18 protein-coding genes are annotated in these 15,280 nt (G+C 72.6%); 8 read left to right on the top strand and 10 right to left on the bottom strand.

The window, feature by feature from the left end; genetic code table 11:
- Positions 1–59: 59 nt before the first annotated feature.
- Genes AC2W7G_RS02460 through AC2W7G_RS02445 form a run of 4 tightly spaced genes read right to left on the bottom strand, consistent with a single transcriptional unit; the run spans position 60 to position 4,061 of the window.
- Positions 60–407 (bottom strand): hypothetical protein, encoded by a 348-nt coding sequence (locus AC2W7G_RS02460; RefSeq protein WP_485867041.1) that lies wholly within the window; start codon positions 405–407, stop codon positions 60–62.
- A gap of 10 nt (positions 408–417) precedes the next feature.
- Positions 418–684 (bottom strand): DUF7218 family protein, encoded by a 267-nt coding sequence (locus AC2W7G_RS02455; RefSeq protein ID WP_485867040.1) that lies wholly within the window; start codon positions 682–684, stop codon positions 418–420.
- 56 nt (positions 685–740) lie between these two features.
- A complete protein-coding gene (locus AC2W7G_RS02450) occupies positions 741–1,601 on the bottom strand; it encodes an SDR family oxidoreductase (protein ID WP_485867039.1) in 861 nt (286 codons plus the stop codon).
- A 36-nt stretch (positions 1,602–1,637) separates the two neighbouring features.
- Positions 1,638–4,061 carry an ATP-dependent DNA ligase gene (locus tag AC2W7G_RS02445; RefSeq protein ID WP_485867038.1) on the bottom strand — a complete coding sequence of 808 codons (2,424 nt, stop codon included), beginning with the start codon at positions 4,059–4,061 and terminating at the stop codon, positions 1,638–1,640.
- Positions 4,062–4,147: 86 nt separating this feature from the next.
- On the opposite strand from AC2W7G_RS02445, the gene ku reads away from it, so the two are divergent.
- Positions 4,148–5,194, top strand: a complete 1,047-nt coding sequence (gene ku / locus AC2W7G_RS02440; protein ID WP_485867037.1) for a non-homologous end joining protein Ku — start codon at positions 4,148–4,150, stop codon at positions 5,192–5,194.
- 15 nt (positions 5,195–5,209) lie between these two features.
- Here ku and AC2W7G_RS02435 read toward each other — a convergent pair whose 3' ends face one another.
- On the bottom strand, positions 5,210–5,407 hold the full coding sequence (locus AC2W7G_RS02435; protein ID WP_485867036.1) for a hypothetical protein: 198 nt from the start codon (positions 5,405–5,407) through the stop codon (positions 5,210–5,212).
- A 134-nt stretch (positions 5,408–5,541) separates the two neighbouring features.
- Between AC2W7G_RS02435 and AC2W7G_RS02430 the strand changes: the two genes are divergently transcribed.
- On the top strand, positions 5,542–6,282 hold the full coding sequence (locus AC2W7G_RS02430) for a sigma-70 family RNA polymerase sigma factor (RefSeq protein ID WP_485867035.1): 741 nt from the start codon (positions 5,542–5,544) through the stop codon (positions 6,280–6,282).
- On the opposite strand, the gene AC2W7G_RS02425 is transcribed toward AC2W7G_RS02430, so the two are convergent.
- Entirely contained in the window at positions 6,251–6,763 is a 513-nt protein-coding gene (locus AC2W7G_RS02425) for an Lrp/AsnC family transcriptional regulator (protein WP_485867034.1), read from the bottom strand. The two genes, AC2W7G_RS02430 and AC2W7G_RS02425, sit on opposite strands and share 32 nt — an antisense overlap.
- 133 nt (positions 6,764–6,896) lie before the next feature.
- Between AC2W7G_RS02425 and AC2W7G_RS02420 the strand changes: the two genes are divergently transcribed.
- Positions 6,897–8,153 carry an NAD(P)/FAD-dependent oxidoreductase gene (locus AC2W7G_RS02420; RefSeq protein ID WP_485867033.1) on the top strand — a complete coding sequence of 419 codons (1,257 nt, stop codon included), beginning with the start codon at positions 6,897–6,899 and terminating at the stop codon, positions 8,151–8,153.
- A 152-nt stretch (positions 8,154–8,305) separates the two neighbouring features.
- Here AC2W7G_RS02420 and AC2W7G_RS02415 read toward each other — a convergent pair whose 3' ends face one another.
- On the bottom strand, positions 8,306–9,151 hold the full coding sequence (locus tag AC2W7G_RS02415; protein WP_485867032.1) for an MBL fold metallo-hydrolase: 846 nt from the start codon (positions 9,149–9,151) through the stop codon (positions 8,306–8,308).
- Here AC2W7G_RS02415 and AC2W7G_RS02410 point away from each other — a divergent pair.
- The gene (locus AC2W7G_RS02410) at positions 9,137–9,523 is read left to right on the top strand and encodes a MarR family winged helix-turn-helix transcriptional regulator (protein WP_485867031.1); all 387 of its coding nucleotides are present in this window, start codon (positions 9,137–9,139) and stop codon (positions 9,521–9,523) included. The two genes, AC2W7G_RS02415 and AC2W7G_RS02410, sit on opposite strands and share 15 nt — an antisense overlap.
- Positions 9,524–9,577: 54 nt before the next feature.
- On the opposite strand, the gene AC2W7G_RS02405 is transcribed toward AC2W7G_RS02410, so the two are convergent.
- Positions 9,578–9,937: a DUF3817 domain-containing protein gene (locus tag AC2W7G_RS02405; protein WP_485867030.1), complete on the bottom strand. Its 360-nt coding sequence runs from the start codon at positions 9,935–9,937 to the stop codon at positions 9,578–9,580.
- Positions 9,938–9,993: 56 nt separating this feature from the next.
- Here AC2W7G_RS02405 and AC2W7G_RS02400 point away from each other — a divergent pair, with 56 nt between their 5' ends.
- Positions 9,994–10,638 (top strand): ACT domain-containing protein, encoded by a 645-nt coding sequence (locus tag AC2W7G_RS02400; RefSeq protein WP_485867029.1) that lies wholly within the window; start codon positions 9,994–9,996, stop codon positions 10,636–10,638.
- A gap of 47 nt (positions 10,639–10,685) precedes the next feature.
- On the opposite strand, the gene AC2W7G_RS02395 is transcribed toward AC2W7G_RS02400, so the two are convergent.
- A complete protein-coding gene (locus tag AC2W7G_RS02395) occupies positions 10,686–10,991 on the bottom strand; it encodes a hypothetical protein (protein ID WP_485867028.1) in 306 nt (101 codons plus the stop codon).
- A gap of 197 nt (positions 10,992–11,188) precedes the next feature.
- Between AC2W7G_RS02395 and AC2W7G_RS02390 the strand changes: the two genes are divergently transcribed.
- Genes AC2W7G_RS02390 through AC2W7G_RS02380 form a run of 3 tightly spaced genes read left to right on the top strand, consistent with a single transcriptional unit; the run spans position 11,189 to position 14,527 of the window.
- Entirely contained in the window at positions 11,189–12,430 is a 1,242-nt protein-coding gene (locus tag AC2W7G_RS02390; RefSeq protein ID WP_485867027.1) for a PP2C family protein-serine/threonine phosphatase, read from the top strand.
- A 28-nt stretch (positions 12,431–12,458) separates the two neighbouring features.
- Complete coding sequence (locus tag AC2W7G_RS02385) at positions 12,459–14,087, top strand: sensor histidine kinase (protein WP_485867026.1); 1,629 nt, start codon at positions 12,459–12,461, stop codon at positions 14,085–14,087.
- Positions 14,084–14,527, top strand: a complete 444-nt coding sequence (locus AC2W7G_RS02380; protein WP_485867025.1) for a response regulator — start codon at positions 14,084–14,086, stop codon at positions 14,525–14,527. The genes AC2W7G_RS02385 and AC2W7G_RS02380 overlap by 4 nt, the downstream gene beginning before the upstream one ends.
- Here AC2W7G_RS02380 and AC2W7G_RS02375 read toward each other — a convergent pair.
- On the bottom strand, positions 14,460–15,280 hold an 821-nt coding region (locus tag AC2W7G_RS02375; RefSeq protein WP_485867024.1), incomplete at its 5' end, for an SDR family NAD(P)-dependent oxidoreductase. The two genes, AC2W7G_RS02380 and AC2W7G_RS02375, sit on opposite strands and share 68 nt — an antisense overlap.

Below are 15,280 nucleotides of genomic sequence, written 5' to 3'. Positions count from 1 at the left end.
CGGGGCGCCGGCGGAGCGACGCTTCAGCACGACGAAGGCGCCGGCGGCCGCGCCGCCGATCAGGGCGAACAGCGCGACGGTGCGCTTGCCGCCCTTCTTCTTCGGCGGCTGGCTGATCGAGTCGGCAGGCGCTCGCCGACCGAGTCGGGCAGCTTCGCCACCAGCTCGGGCAGGCGGCGCTGGGCCTCGGCCGCGAGCGCCACGGCCTGGGCCTTGGCCTTCGGGCCGTGCTCGGAGGCCAGGTCGGTCGCCTGCTCACGGACGTGCTTGGCCTGCTCGATCGCGTCGTCGCGCCAGCCCGGCGCGGACTCGACCACGGCGTCCTTCACGTCGACGAGCTGCGTGCGCAGCCCGGTCAGGCCGTCCTCGAGCTTGTCCTTCGTGGTCTTCTTCCTGAACACACCCATGGGGTTCCTCTCAGTGGTCGCGCAGTGCCTTGATCAGTTCGGACTTCTTCTTGCTCGAGTAGTTGCTGAGCCCGAGCTCCTTGGCCCGCTTGCGCAGCTCGTCGACGGTCCAGTCCTCGTACGAACCGGACTGGCCGCCCTTGCTGCCGACGGACTTGGTGCCCTGCTTGGCGGCCGCGTTGGAGATGCGCGCGGCCTTCTCCTTGCTCGCGCCGTCGTCCCGGAGCGACTCGTACATCTCCGGTTTCTTCAGGCTGTTCTCGCGGTTGCTGGGCATCGTCGTTCCTTCCTACACCTCTGGCGTGGACGTGGCACCCCGAGCACCGGGGATTCTCAGAAGACGGGCTTGCCGCCCGTGACGCCGATGACCGTGCCCGAGACGTAGCTCGCGTCGCGGTCCGAGGCCAGGAAGACGAACGCCGGCGCGACCTCGGCCGGCTGCCCGGGGCGTCCGAGCGGGGTGTCCTGGCCGAACTTCTCGATCTTCTCCGGCGGCTGGGTGGCCGGCTGCAGCGGCGTCCAGATCGGGCCGGGCGCCACGGCGTTGACGCGGATGCCGCGCGGACCCAGCTCGCTGGCCAGGTTGACCGTGATGTTGTTGATCGCGGCCTTCGTCGCGGCGTAGTCGAGCAGCGCCTCGCTGGGGTCGTAGGCCTGGATCGAGGTGTTGTTGATGATCGCGCCGCCCTCGGGCAGGTGGCGGGACGCGGCGCGGGTCAGCCAGAACAGCGCGTACAGGTTGGTCTTGAGCGTGCGGTCGATGCGCTCGTCGCTCATCTCGTCCAGGCCGCCCTCGCGCGGCATCTGGTAGCCGGCGTTGTTCACCAGGACGTCGAGGCCGCCGAGCGCCGCGATGGTGTCGCGGACGACGCGGTCGCACTCGTCGCGCTCGCGCAGGTCGACCTCGATGGCCACGGCCTTGCGGCCGGCGGCCTCGACGATCGCGCAGGTGGAGGCGGCGTCGTCCTTCTCCTCGGGCAGGTGCGTGATCGCGACGTCCGCGCCCTCGCGGGCGTAGGCGATCGCGACGGCACGGCCGATGCCGGAGTCGCCACCGGTGATGAGGGCGCGCTTGCCCTCGAGCTTCCCGGAACCGACGTACGAGCGCTCGCCGTGGTCGGGCACGGGGTTCATGTCCTGCGTGCGACCCGGGGGCTCCTGCTGCTGGGCGGGGTACGTGGTGTCGTCGCTCATGCCCGGGAGGTTCCCGCGCGGCGGCCGCCCAAACACTCACTCCGGGCGGACGTCCTCGGGCGTCTTGTCCTCGCGCAGGCCGCGCCAGGCCGGGTGGCGCAGGCTGCCGTCGGACGTCCACTCGGTGAAGGTCACCTCGCCGACCAGGCGCGGCGTCACCCAGTGCGCCCCCTTCGCGGCGTCGCGCGGCACGTCCACGAACGGCGACGTCTTGCGCTCCAGGCGGCGCAGGCGGCGCAGCAGGTCCTCCAGCACCTGCTCGCTGAACCCGGTGCCGACGCGGCCGGCGTAGTGCAGGCCGTCCTCGCCCGGGATGCCCAGCAGCAGCGAGCCGATGGTGCCGCTGCGGGCGCCGTTGCCCGGACGCCAGCCGCCCACGACCACCTCCTGCATGCGCTGGTGCTTGAGCTTGAGCCACGCGTCCGAACGCTTCCCCGGCCGGTAGCGGCTGTCGGCGACCTTGGCGACGACGCCCTCGAGGCCGAGGCGCTGGGACTCCTCGACCGCCTGCTCGAGGTCGCCGGCGAACGCCTCGGGCACCTGCACGACGTCGCCGTCGGGGACGAGCTCGCGCAGCAGCTCGCGTCGCGCGGTGTACGGCTGGTCGGTCACGTCCCGACCGTCGGCCCGCAGGACGTCGAAGACCTCGTACCGCAGGTCGACGCCCCCGGACCCGGCGTTCTGCAGCAGGCCGAACCGCGGCACGCCCTTCTCGTCCAGGGCCACGACCTCCCCGTCGAGCACGGTGCTCGGCAGGTCCAGCGCGGCCAGGGCGTCGGCCACGGCCGGGTAGTTGGCCGTGTAGTCCTTACCGTTGCGGCTCGTGAGGCGCACCGCGTCCCCGTCGACCGACGCCACGATGCGGTAGCCGTCCCACTTCATCTCGAAGGCCCACTCGTGGTCGTCGTCGACGTCACCGGGCTTCGCGAGCGTCGCCAGCATGGGGGAGACCGTCTCGGGGAGCGTGCCGCGGCGTCCGGTGCGGGCGCCGCCCTTCGGCGCGTCCGCGTGGGAGCGGCGTCCGGACGTCCTCGCGGGCTTCGCGGGCGAGGCGGCCTCCGGCTGCTCCTTCATGAGGTGGATGAGCCACTGGTCCTTCTTGCCGCTGCGACCCGTGCGGATGAGTGCGTAGCGGCGGGTGCCGCCGATGCCGCCGGGCTTGGTGCCGGTGAGCACGGCGATGACCTCGTCGTCGCGCCACTTCTCGAGCTCGTAGGTGCCCGTGTCCCAAATCGTCACCTCGCCGCCGCCGTACTCAGCGGCCGGGATCGAGCCCTCGAACGTCCCGTACTCCAGGGGGTGGTCCTCGGTCTGGACGGCGAGGTGGTTCTCCTTCACCGCGGTCGGGACGCCCTTGGGCAGCGCCCACGAGACGAGGACGCCGTCGTGCTCGAGCCGGAAGTCCCAGTGCAGCCGGCTCGCGTGGTGCTCCTGGATGACGAACGAGAGCTCGCCCGTGGCGGAGCCGGGCATCGCCTCCCCCTTGCCCGGCACGGGCTCCGGCGTCCGGGCGGCGTCGCGCTTGGACCGGTAGACCTCCAGCTTCTCGTCGGCCGAGCCGGTGGCGGACCGCTCGCCGTAGATGCCGGCCATGGGGTCGACCCGCTCGTGCATCCGCTCCAGCACCTCCTCGAGGGTGAGGTGGCGCAGGTCCGGGTCCTCGAGCTCGTCCCAGTCGCGCGGCACCGCCACGGTCGGCGTGAGGCGTCCGCGCAGCGAGTAGGGGGCGATCGTCGTCTTGGCCGCGTGGTTCTGGCTCCAGTCGACCAGCACCTTGCCGCCGCGCAGCGACTTCTTCATCGAGCTGACGACGAGGTCGGGCAGCTCGGTCTCCAGGGCCAGCGCCATCTGCCGCGCGAACTCGCGGACGTAGTCCGAGTCGTGCTCACCGTCGAGGCCGGCGTACAGGTGGATGCCCTTGCTGCCGCTGGTGACGGGGAAGGACTCGAGACCGACGTCGGCCAGGATGGCGCGGGCGTGCTGGGCCACCTCGACGCACTCGGGCAGGCCGGCGCCCGGTCCGGGGTCGAGGTCGACGACGAGCCGGTCGGGGTTGAGCGCGCGTCCGTCGGCGTCGACCCGCCACTGCGGCACGTGCAGCTCGAGCGCCGCGACCTGGGCCGTCCACGCGAGGTCGGCGACGCCGGCCAGCACGGGGTAGTCGTTCACCCGCTTCTTGTGCTCGATGGTGACGCGCCGGATCCAGTCGGGAGCCGAGTCGGGCAGGTTCTTCTCGAAGAACACCTCGCCCGGCTCGTCGGCCGTGCCCACGCCGTTGACCCACCGCTTGCGCGTGGCGACCCGGTCGGCGACGTGCGGCAGCAGGAACGGGGCGATCTCCACGTAGTAGGAGATGACCTCGGCCTTGGTCGTGCCGGTCTCGGGGTAGAGCACCTTGTCGGGGTTGGTCAGGCGCAGCTGGTGGCCCCCGATGCTCACGGTCTGCTTGGTCTCGGCCACGCGCCGAGTGTGGCCCGGGCGCGCTCGAGTCGCCACTGCATGCCCGGACGCGCCACACTCTCTTGCAAGCCGAGGGAAGGATGGCCATGCGGTCGATCTGGAAGGGCGCGATCAGCTTCGGGCTCGTCAACGTGCCGGTGCGCGTCTACAGCGCCACCCAGTCGCACGACGTCTCGCTGCACCAGGTGCACAGCGCGGACGGCGGGCGCATCCGCTACCAGCGCCGCTGCGAGGTGTGCAACAAGGTCGTGAAGTTCGAGGACATCGACAAGGCCTACGACGACGGCAACCGCACCGTCGTGCTCACCGACGAGGACTTCGCCAGCCTGCCGGCCGAGCAGAGCCGTGAGATCGACGTCGTCGAGTTCGTCCCTGACGACCAGATCGACCCGCTGCACTACGACAAGGCGTACTACCTCGAGCCGGACGAGAAGGCGCTCAAGGCCTACTCGCTGCTGCGCGAGGCGCTGCAGGAGACCGACCGCACCGCGATCGTCACCTTCGCCCTGCGCCAGAAGACGCGCCTGGCGGCCCTGCGGGTGCGCGGCGACGTGCTCGTGCTGCAGACCCTCCTGTGGCAGGACGAGGTGCGCGAGGCCGAGTTCGACGTCCTGCAGGGCTCGCCGAAGGTCAGCGCCAAGGAGCGCGACATGGCCGCCCAGCTCGTGGAGTCCATGGCCGCGGACTTCGACCCCGGCGAGTTCGAGGACGACTACCAGGTGCAGCTGCGCCAGCTCGTCGACGCCAAGCTCGAGCAGGGCGACAGCCTCGACACCGACGCGACGTTCGGCGAGCAGCCCGAGGAGTGCGGCGGCGCGGACGTCGTCGACCTCATGGAGGCGCTCAAGCGCAGCGTCGACCGCCGCGCGGCGGCCAAGAAGGGCGGCGCGAAGGCGTCCGACGACGCGGACGAGGACGAGGGGGAGTCCAACGGCTCGAGCCGCAAGGCGCCCGCGCGCAAGACGGCGGCGAAGAAGACGAGCGCAGCGAAGAAGACCGCGGCGAAGAAGACGTCGAGCGGGACGGCGAAGAAGGCCCCGGCCAAGAAGACGGCGGCCAAGAAGACGACCACGAAGAAGACCGCGGCCAAGAAGACGGCGGCGAAGAAGACGAGCTCGCGCCGCAGCGCCTAGCGGCGCCGCGCGGCGTCAGTCGGCCTGGGCCCAGGACGCGACGAGCTCCCAGCCGGTGGAGTCGTGGCGCTCGAGCCGGTGCGGCTTCGCGCCGCGCGACGGACCGCCGGAGAGCACCCACCCGGTGAACCACTGCTCGGCCCCGTCGTCGCGCGTGTGCTCTTCGGTGGCCTGCACGGCCTGCTTGTCGTCGACGATCCGGTACTGGGGCACCCGCGGATGGTGCCACTCCCGCACCCCTCCCGCAAGCCCATCGACTTCGTGTTGCCCGCCCCCTGACCCCGTGCGACGGTGACGAGGAGGGCCCGGTCCGGGGCCTGGAGGATCACGCTGGGGGGCAGCCGACGATGGTCGACGACACCGAGATTCGCGAGCTTCTGCACCGGGCGCGCTCCGCGCCGGACCTCGGACAGCGACGCCGCGCCGAGAACGAGGTGGTCGAGCGCCACCTCGGCCTGGCCCGCTCGCTCGCCGCCCGCTACGCCAACCGCGGCCAGGACATCGAGGACCTGCGCCAGGTCGCCCAGCTCGGACTCGTGAAGGCCGTGCGCCGCTTCGACCCCGAGCGCGGCGACTTCGTCGGCTACGCGGTGCCCACGATCCTGGGCGAGCTCAAGCGCTACTTCCGCGACGAGGGCTGGACGATCCGCCCGCCGCGACGCATCCAGGAGATGCTGCCCGACATCGTCGAGGCCACCGCCCGGCACCAGCAGAAGGACGCCCACGAGCCCACGACGGCGCAGATCGCCGCCGACCTCGGCGTCCCGGAGTCCGAGGTGCGCGAGGCGCTCACCGCCCGCTCGGGGTTCGCCCCGGTCTCGCTGGACGAGCGCGACAGCGACCCCGTCGACTCCGCGCACGAGGCCTACGACATGGTCGAGTCGCTCGCCACGCTGTCGCCGGCGTGCCGCGAGTTGTCGCCGCGCGACCGCAAGCTGCTGTGGCTGCGCTTCTTCTGCGAGATGAGCCAGCAGCAGATCGCCGACGAGCTGGGCGTCTCGCAGATGCAGGTCTCGCGCCTGCTGCGTCGCCTGCTCGACGACCTGCGCACGGCGGTCAGCGTCCCGAACGCCCCGAAGGCGGCGTGAGCGGGTCGTCCCCCGTCGTCCCGCCGCGGACGTGCTCGAAGATCAGGTGGGTCTCGGTGCTCGCCACCACCGGCCGTCCGCTCACGTCCTCGACCAGCACCTTGCGCAACGCCTCGGTGTCGGCCGTCGCGACGTGCATGAGGAAGTCGTAGGAACCCGACACGAAGTAGACGTTCAGCACCTCGGGCAGCTGTGCGACGCTGCGCGCGAACGTCTGCAGGGCGACGCGGGCGTCGGGCCGCAGCCGGACGGCGATCATCGCCTGCACCGGACGGCCCAGCCAGGCCGGGTCGACCTCGGCGTGGACCCCGCGGATCGCCCCGATCTCGCGCAGGCGTCGCACCCGGTTCAGGCAGGTGGACGGCGCGATGCCGGCCTGCTCGGCGAGCAGGTTGTTGGGCGTCCGTCCGTCGGCCTGCAGCAGCGACAGCAGGTGCAGGTCGACCTCGTCCAGACGGGGACGAACATCGTTCGGCGGCACGGGTACCTCGGCGGGTCGGGTTCGAAGGATCGTCACCGATCGTAGAGGTCGCCGAAGATCATGCGCCCGAAACCCGCCTGACACGTCCGACTGTTCAGGATGGAGGCCCGTCGTCGAGGTCCGAAGGAGCGTCATGGAGCAGCACAGCCCCCGCCGGGTGGTCGTCGTGGGAGCCGGCATGGTCGGCCTGTCGACGGCGTGGCACCTGCAGGAGGACGGGGTCGAGGTCACGGTCCTGGACCGGCACGGCGTCGCCGCCGGCTCGTCGTGGGGCAACGCCGGCTGGCTCGCGCCCGCGCTGACGCTCCCGCTCAACGACCCGGCCATCCTCGCCTCCGGCGTGCGCTCGATGCTGAAGTCGTCCTCGCCGGTGTACGTCCCGCCGAGCGCCGACCCGCGGCTGGTCCGCTTCCTGGTCGGCTTCGTGCGGCACTGCACCCCGGCGCGCTGGCGCGCCGCGATGGAGGTCTTCAACCGGGTCAACGCGCACGCCCTCGACGCCTTCGCCCAGCTCGACGTGGCCGAGGCGACGAAGCCGGCCGAGCCGTTCCTGGCCGGGTTCGCGTCCGAGGCGGACCGCAAGGTCCTCGAGACCGAGTTCGAGCACGTCCGCGAGTGGGGCGGCACCACCGACTACGAGCTGCTCAGCGAGGCCGAGATCAAGAAGCTCGAGCCCACCCTCGGCGACGGCGTCACGCACGGCATCGCGCTGCACGGGCAGCGGTTCATCAACCCGGGGCGCTACGTCCACGCCCTGGCCGACGCGGTCGTCGCGCGCGGCGCCACGCTGCGCACCGACGTCGCCGTCGAGCGCGTCGACGACACCGGCCGCGGCGTGCGGGTGGTCGCGGCCGGCGGCGAGACGTTCGAGGCCGACCACGCCGTCGTCGCGACCGGCGCGTGGCTGGGCGGTCTCACGCGTCCGCACGGGGTGAAGGCCCTCGTCCAGGCCGGACGCGGCTACAGCTTCACCGTGCAGCCGGAGGTCATGCCGACGAACCCGGTCTACTTCCCGATCCAGCGCGTGGCGTGCACTCCGCTGGGCACCGCGGACGCGCCCGCCGGGTTCCGGGTGGCCGGGATGATGGAGTTCCGCAAGCCCGACGCCGCGCTCGACCCACGGCGCGTCCGGGCGATCATCGACGCCGCGCGCCCGATGCTCACCGGCGTCGACTGGGACGCCCGCACCGACGAGTGGGTCGGCTCGCGCCCGTGCACCGTCGACGGGCTGCCGCTCATCGGGCGCACCCGCTCGCCCCACGTCTCCGTCAACGGCGGCCACGGCATGTGGGGCATCGCCCTCGGTCCGCTCTCGGGCCGGCTGCTCGCCCAGCAGGTGACCGGCCACGCGGCCGACCCGGTGCTTTCCTCGTTCGACCCGCTGCGCTGAGCCGGGCGTCCTCGGTCCGGCTCGGCGCGCCGGGGCTCACTCGAGCCAGGCGCTTGGGGCGTCGGCGCAGTCCAGCAGGACCACCCGACTCCCGTCGACCCGGGCACCTCCCAGACGTCCCTCGTGCCGGACGGTCGCCAGACGCACGCCCCTCACCCCGCCGAGGCGGGCGTCGGCAGCTCGACCGACCCGCCGGGCGGCAAGGTCAGCATCGGCACGCCCGTCAGGCTGGTCTCCCCCAGGAACATCGCCGAGGACGTGCGTCCGACGTCGCTGAGCATCACGTCGTGGATCTGGACCGTCTGTCGAGGGGCGACGGTGCGGACGTAGTCGATCGCCTCGCCCATGCGGACCCACGGACCGCTGGTGGGCATCAGCAGCGTGTCGACCTCGCGGTGCGGCACGCGATACGCGTCGCCCGGGTGGAACACCGACCCGTCGACCAGGAAGCCCAGGGTGTGCGGCACCGGGACCTCCTCATGGATCGGCGCGTGGTTCCCGCCGAACACCTCGACGTCGAAACCGCCCACGTCGAGACGATCCGTGTCACTGGCCCGTCGTACGTTCCCGGCGCGTGCCGCGGCGGTCCCCTCGAGGGCTGCCACGACCGTGTCCGGTCCGACGATCACCAGGTCGGGACGGGTCTGGGCCGCCCCCGCGACGACCGCGGCGTCGAAGTGGTCGACGTGCTCGTGGGTCACGAGGACGGCCGTGGCCTCGCCGAGCAGGTCGGCAGCATCGGGCGTGAAGGTCCCGGGGTCGATCACCAGTCGGCGATCGTCCCTCACGAGGGACACGCAGGCGTGGGCGTGCTTGACGAGGTGCATGGGCGCTCCAATCTGTACAACCTTGGCTGTACAAATGTACAGCATCAGTTGTGCATCGCTGGCAGACTCTGCGGGCGCTAGTACGCTGCGCGGGTGGACGCCCCTCCCGACCTCCTGCCGCTCGGCGAGGCTCTGCGCGACGCGGTCGGTCGTTTCGTGCGGGCCACGCACGTCGCGGCGGACACGTTGCCCGCCTCCCGCGCCGAGACCCTGAACCTCCTCGAGCGGCAGGGCCCGACGTCGATGGCCGACCTCGCACAGCGCCGTGGCGTAGCCCACCAGAGCGTCAGTCGGATGGTCCTCGAGCTGGAACGGCTGGGACTGGTCGTGCGGAGCCCGAACCCGCGGGACGCGCGGGGCTTCCTCATCGAGCTCAGCGCGCAGGGTGCCCGGATCTTGCGGGACGAGCGCGACGCCCGCGCGTCGGCGATCGCGGGCTTCCTGCAGGACCTCGACGCGCGCGAGCTCGCCGACGCCGAACGCGTCCCGGCTCTCCTGCTGCGCCTGGCAGGTCTGATGGAGGGGTCGTCGACGCGGCCCTGATCGCCCCGGGGTCCGGTTCGGCCACGCCCCTCCCGGCCGGGTGCAGCCTGTCGGTCAGGCGGTGGCGGGCGCCGGGACGTCCGCGCGGCGCTGGAGCAGGCCGCGGGCGTCCGCCTTGCGCTCGAACACGACGCTGACGAACGGCGGGATCGCCGAGAGCCCGGCGAGCACGGCGACCGTGAACGGCCAACGGAACTGCCGCCAGGCGACCAGGCACATGACGGCGTAGGCGACGAACACCGCGCCGTGGATCGCGCCCATCACCGGGACGCCGCCCTCGATGCCGCTGTGCGGGTCCTCCTGGACGACCCACTTGAAGAACATCGCGACCAGCAGGCCGGCCCACGAGAAGGCCTCGGCGACGGCGACGGCACGGAAGACCGTTCGGGTACGGGACGGGGCTGACGCGCTCACGCCGCTACCGTAGCGGCGTCATACAACCGAAACCTCGGTCAGGGGATGATGGCGACATGGCCTTCCTGCTGCGCGTGGAGCTCCCGGACGTCCCCGGCTCGCTCGGCATGCTGGCGAGCGCGCTCGGTGCCGCCGGCGCCGACATCGAGGCGCTCGAGATCGTGGAGCACCGCCCGGACGGCACCGCGCTGGACGACGTGCTCTGCGAGCTGCCGCCGCAGATCATGCCCGACGCGCTCGTGACCGCCTGCCACGAGCTGGAGGGCGTGCGCGTCCACTGGATCTCGCGCTACAACGCCGGCGCCAGCCTCTCGCTCGACCTCGAGGCGATCGAGCGCTTCACCGAGGACCCGGACGCCGCGCTCGCCCGCCTGGTCGAGGTGCTGCCCGACACGTTCCGCGTGGACTGGGCGATGATCGTCCACCACCGTGACGGACGCCTGGAGGTGCGCGAGGAGTCGCCGTCCGCGCCCGAGCTCGTCCCCGCCTGCGAGGAGTGGCTGGGCGTCGGAGCCCCGACGCTGCTGCCGGACGTCCCGGCGTGGGACTCGACCGTGCTCGCCGGCGCCCCCGGCAAGGACCGCTCGGGCCGGCCGTTCGTGCTCGTGGTCGGGCGTCACGGCGGGCCGGCGATCCTGCCCTCGGAGCTCGCGCGGCTCAACCACATGGTCTCGCTGGCCGCCAGCGCCCAGACCGCCTGAACGGCCCCGGACCGGAGAGCGGCAGCGGGACGGCGCCCCCGGCCGGGCTAGACCGCGTCGGGCGTGCGGCGGCGTGCCTTCACGACGGCGACCCCGGCCGTGCCCAGGCCGGCGACGACGAGCACGAGACCGGCGATGTTGTCCCATCGTGGGCCGGAGGCCCAGTCGTTGTACTCGTTCGCGCTCTCGATGGTGACCGGGCAGTCGTCCTGGTCGCCGTCGGCGAAGCCGGACGACGGCGTGCCCTCCGGGGCGCACACGAGCTCGGGCTCGACCGGCGTCGGCATCGCCATGAGGACCACCCCCAGCACGACGAGAACGGCGGCTGCTGCGAGCAGGACCTTCGGCTTCATGCGCCCTCCTTGGCACGACGACTGCGGCACGCGGACGCTATCGGTGCGCCCTGCAACCTGCATGCCGAGCGGGACGCGTCGCTCGGGCGGAGCGCCCGACGGGTGGCACTCGCCCGCCCGACGGAGCCCTGTCGCTAGGGTTCATGCGTCGTCCTCGCCGTCCGGGCGACGGAGGCCGGAGAGGGGTTGAGCCGCGGGTGTCCACGCGCAAGGACGTACCTGCCGCCGTCGCCGGCCCCGCGGAGCACCTGCGCACCCCCCAGGACCCGCCGCCGGTCATCCTGCTCGTCGAGGACGACGCCGGCGACGCCCTGCTCGTCGAGGAGCTCGTCGCGGACGCCGGGTCTCCCATGACGCTGACCTGGGCCCGCTCGATGCAGGACGCCGAGCGGCACCTCGCGGACGGTCTCGACCCCGACTGCGTCCTGCTCGACCTGCACCTGCCCGACGTCCGCGGCCTCGAGGCCGTCGCGCGGGTCCAGGGCCACACCGCGACGGCCGCCGTCGTCGTGCTGACCGGCCTGGCCGAGGAGAGCACCGGGCTCGCGGCGGTGGCGGCCGGCGCCCAGGACTACCTCGTCAAGGGACGCGTCGAGCCCGAGCTGTTCGCCCGCGCCCTGCAGTACGCGATCCAGCGCAAGCAGGCCGAGCAGGCCGCGGCGGCGCTGCAGGCCAGCCAGCTCCGTGCCCAGGAGAACGCCCGCCTGGAGCGAGGCCTGCTCCCCAAGCCCATGCTCGCCTCGGCCGGGCTCGTCCGCGTCGCGGCGCGCTACCGCCCGGGCCGGGCCCAGAGCGTCCTCGGCGGCGACTTCTACGACGTCGTCCAGACCGACGACGGCACGATCCACGTCCTGATCGGCGACGTGTCGGGCCACGGGCCCGACGAGGCGGCCCTCGGCGTCGGCCTGCGCATCGCGTGGCGGACGCTGGTCATCAGCGGGGCGACGGGGGACGAGCAGCTGCGCATGCTGGAGCGGGTGCTCGTCGCCGAGCGGACCAGCGCGGAGGTGTTCGCGACGCTCACCAGCATCGAGCTGGACCCCGACCGCCGGCGGATGCGCGTCATGCGTGCCGGGCACCCGGGGATCATCCTCCACCGTCACGGCGGTGCCGAGCTGCTCGAGGTGGCCGGCGGCCCCGGCCTCGGGCTGATCCCGGGCGAGGGCTCGTGGCCGGTGGTCGAGCACGTCCTGGCGCCCGGGACGGGCGTCGTCCTGTTCACCGACGGCCTGTTCGAGGTCCGGACCGGGGAGCGCGAGCGTCTCGGCGAGCAGGGGCTCCTCGAGCTGGCGCGCGGCGCGGCCGGCCTCGACGCCGAGGAGTTCGTGGACTTCCTCGTCTCGCGGGTCGGCGAGCTGGCCGAGGCCCACGGCGGGCTCGGCGACGACGTGGCGGTCATCCACGTCCGGTGGGACGACGAGAGCGAGGCGGAGCGATGAGGCGGACCCGGACGGACGGGAGCGACGCATGATCCTCCGGTCGTGGCGTGCCCGCGTCGGCCGGCTCACCGTGCCGGCGATCTTCACCACCGTCCTCGCGGTCGTGACGGTCCTGGTGCTGGCGGGCGGTGGCGTGGTCGCGTACCTGGTCCACCGCACCGCGGTCGCCACCGACGAGCTGTCGGCCCGGATCCAGCCCGCGCGCGCGGAGGCGCTGCGGCTGCAGAACGCCCTGATCAACCAGGAGACCGGCGTCCGCGGCTACTCCACGACCGCCGACCGGCAGTTCCTGCAGCCGTACACCGACGGCCTCGAGGTCGAGCGGCTGGCGGTGGAGCGGATGGTCGAGCTCGTCGGCGACCACGACGAGCTGGTCCACGACCTCGACGAGATCGAGACGGCCGCCGGACGCTGGCGCGCCGAGTACGCCGAGCCGCTCGTCGCGGGCGTCACGCCCGGCGAGCCGCGGGCCGCGGACGAGCGGACGGCGCGGCGCGGCAAGCAGGTCTTCGACCGCATCCGCATCCTCTTCGACGAGCAGGACGCCGCCTTCGGCCGGGCGGTCCAGGACGGGCGCGACAACCTCGTCCGCATCCGCGACATCCGCAGCTGGGTGCTGCTGGGCGTCGGGGTGGCGTTCCTCGTCGCGACGGCGACCCTCGGGCTGCTCGTGCGCCGGCTCGTGATCCGGCCCATGGACCGGCTGCGCACCACCTCCGAGGAGGTCGCCGGGGGAGCGTTCGACCGGTCGATCGACCTGGACGGTCCGCCCGACGTGCGGGCCGTGGCCGCCGCCGTGGAGGCCATGCGCCGGCGCATCGTGCAGGAGCTGGACAGCTCGCTGGCCCAGCAGGAGCGCCTGGAGCGGCAGACGGCCGTGCTGGACGCCCAGGCCCTGGAGCTGCGCCGGTCGAACAACGAGCTGGAGCAGTTCGCGTACGTCGCGTCGCACGACCTGCAGGAGCCGCTGCGGAAGGTCGCGTCGTTCTGCCAGCTGCTCGAGAAGCGGTACGGCGACCAGCTCGACGAGCGCGGCAAGCAGTACGTCGACTTCGCCGTCGACGGCGCCAAGCGCATGCAGGTCCTCATCAACGACCTGCTGACGTTCTCGCGGGTCGGCCGCGTGACCGACACCAGCGAGCCGGTGTCCCTGGACGCCGCCCTCGACAGCGCGACGGCGAACCTGCAGGCCGCCGTCGAGGACGCCGGGGCGCAGGTCCTCCGCCCCTCCCGGCTGCCGGAGGTCGTCGGCGACCCGACCCTCTTCTCGATGCTGTGGCAGAACCTGGTCGGCAACGCGATCAAGTTCCGCCGCCCCGACCGGCCGCCCGTCGTGGAGGTCGCGGCCCGGCGCCGCGACGGCGACGACGGCCCGGAGTGGGAGATCACGGTCACCGACAACGGCATCGGCGTCGACCCGAAGTTCGCCGACAAGGTGTTCGTCATCTTCCAGCGCCTGCACAGCCGCGAGTCCTACTCCGGCACGGGCATCGGACTGGCGCTGTGCAAGAAGATCGTCGAGCACCACGGCGGTCGCATCTGGATCGACACTGACCACACCGACGGCACGCGCTTCTGCTTCACGCTGCCCGTCGCCTCCGAGTCCACCCCCGTCACCGCGTCCGCGCGGGGCGTCGCAGAAGGAGACCGCGCATGAACCAGACGACCGAGCCCATCGAGGTGCTGCTCGTCGAGGACGACCCGGGCGACGAGCTGATGACCCGTGAGGCGTTCGAGGACAACAAGATCCGCAACACGCTGCACGTGGTCCGCGACGGCGAGGAGGCGCTCGACTTCCTCTACCGGCGCGGTGCCCACGCGGGCGCCCCGCAGCCGGACCTCATCCTGCTCGACCTGAACCTGCCCAAGTACGACGGCCGGCAGGTGCTGGAGAAGATCAAGTCCGACCCCGACCTGGCGCACATCCCGATCGTGGTGCTGACGACGTCCAGCGCCGAGGAGGACATCCTGCGCAGCTACAAGCTGCACGCCAACGCGTACGTGACCAAGCCGGTCGACGTCGAGCAGTTCATCGCCGCGGTCCGCCAGATCGACGAGTTCTTCGTGACGATCGTGCGGCTGCCGAACCGGCGCTGACCGGCGTCAGCCGGCCGCGCGCGTCGCGTCGCCGGCCGGCACGTGGGCGCTGTGCTGGCGCCCGAGCGCCTCGACCTCGCGCTCCATCTGCGGCACGAGCGGCCCGACGACGCGGCGCAGGTAGGGCCAAGCCGCCTTCGACGTCACGAACGCCTTGCTCCAGGCCGCGGCCGCGACCTTGCCCGGCCACGTAGACCCGCGTCTTCCGCTTCGCCATGCCGCGCAGGATGAGCCGGACGGCGACGTCGACGTCGGCGGTGCCGTTCGCCGGCCACGGCATGCGCTGGCGGGCCTGCTTGAACGAGGGCAGGTCGTCCTCGGCGCCGCGCACGATGTCGGTGTCGACCCAGCCCGGGTGGCACGAGCCCACGGTGATGCCGAGGTGGGCGACCTCCTGGCGGGTCGCGACGGCGAGGTTCTCGGCGCCGGCCTTGCTCGCGGTGTAGGCGCCCAGCCCGGCGGCCGGGGTGAACGCGGCCAGCGACGAGACGACCAGGGCGTAGCCGCGGGTGCGCTCCAGGTGCGGGATGGCGTGCTTGAGCGTGCGGAAGACGCCGTTGAGGTTGATGTCGACGACCCGCTCGAACGTCGCGTCCTGCGTCTGGCGCACCGTGCCGTACGAGGCGATGCCGGCGTTGGCCAGCACGTGGTCGAGCCGGCCGAAGTGCGCGGCGGCCGCGTCGATCGGCGGCCCTGAGCTGCTCGCCGTCACGGACGTCGGCCTCCCACCAGGCGGCGCCGGGGCCGAGCTCG

The organism is Aeromicrobium sp. PFPM2_SD2 (assembly GCF_057364525.1).
The sequence above is the reverse complement of the archived record's forward strand: the minus strand, read 5'-3'. Positions and strand labels throughout refer to the sequence as shown.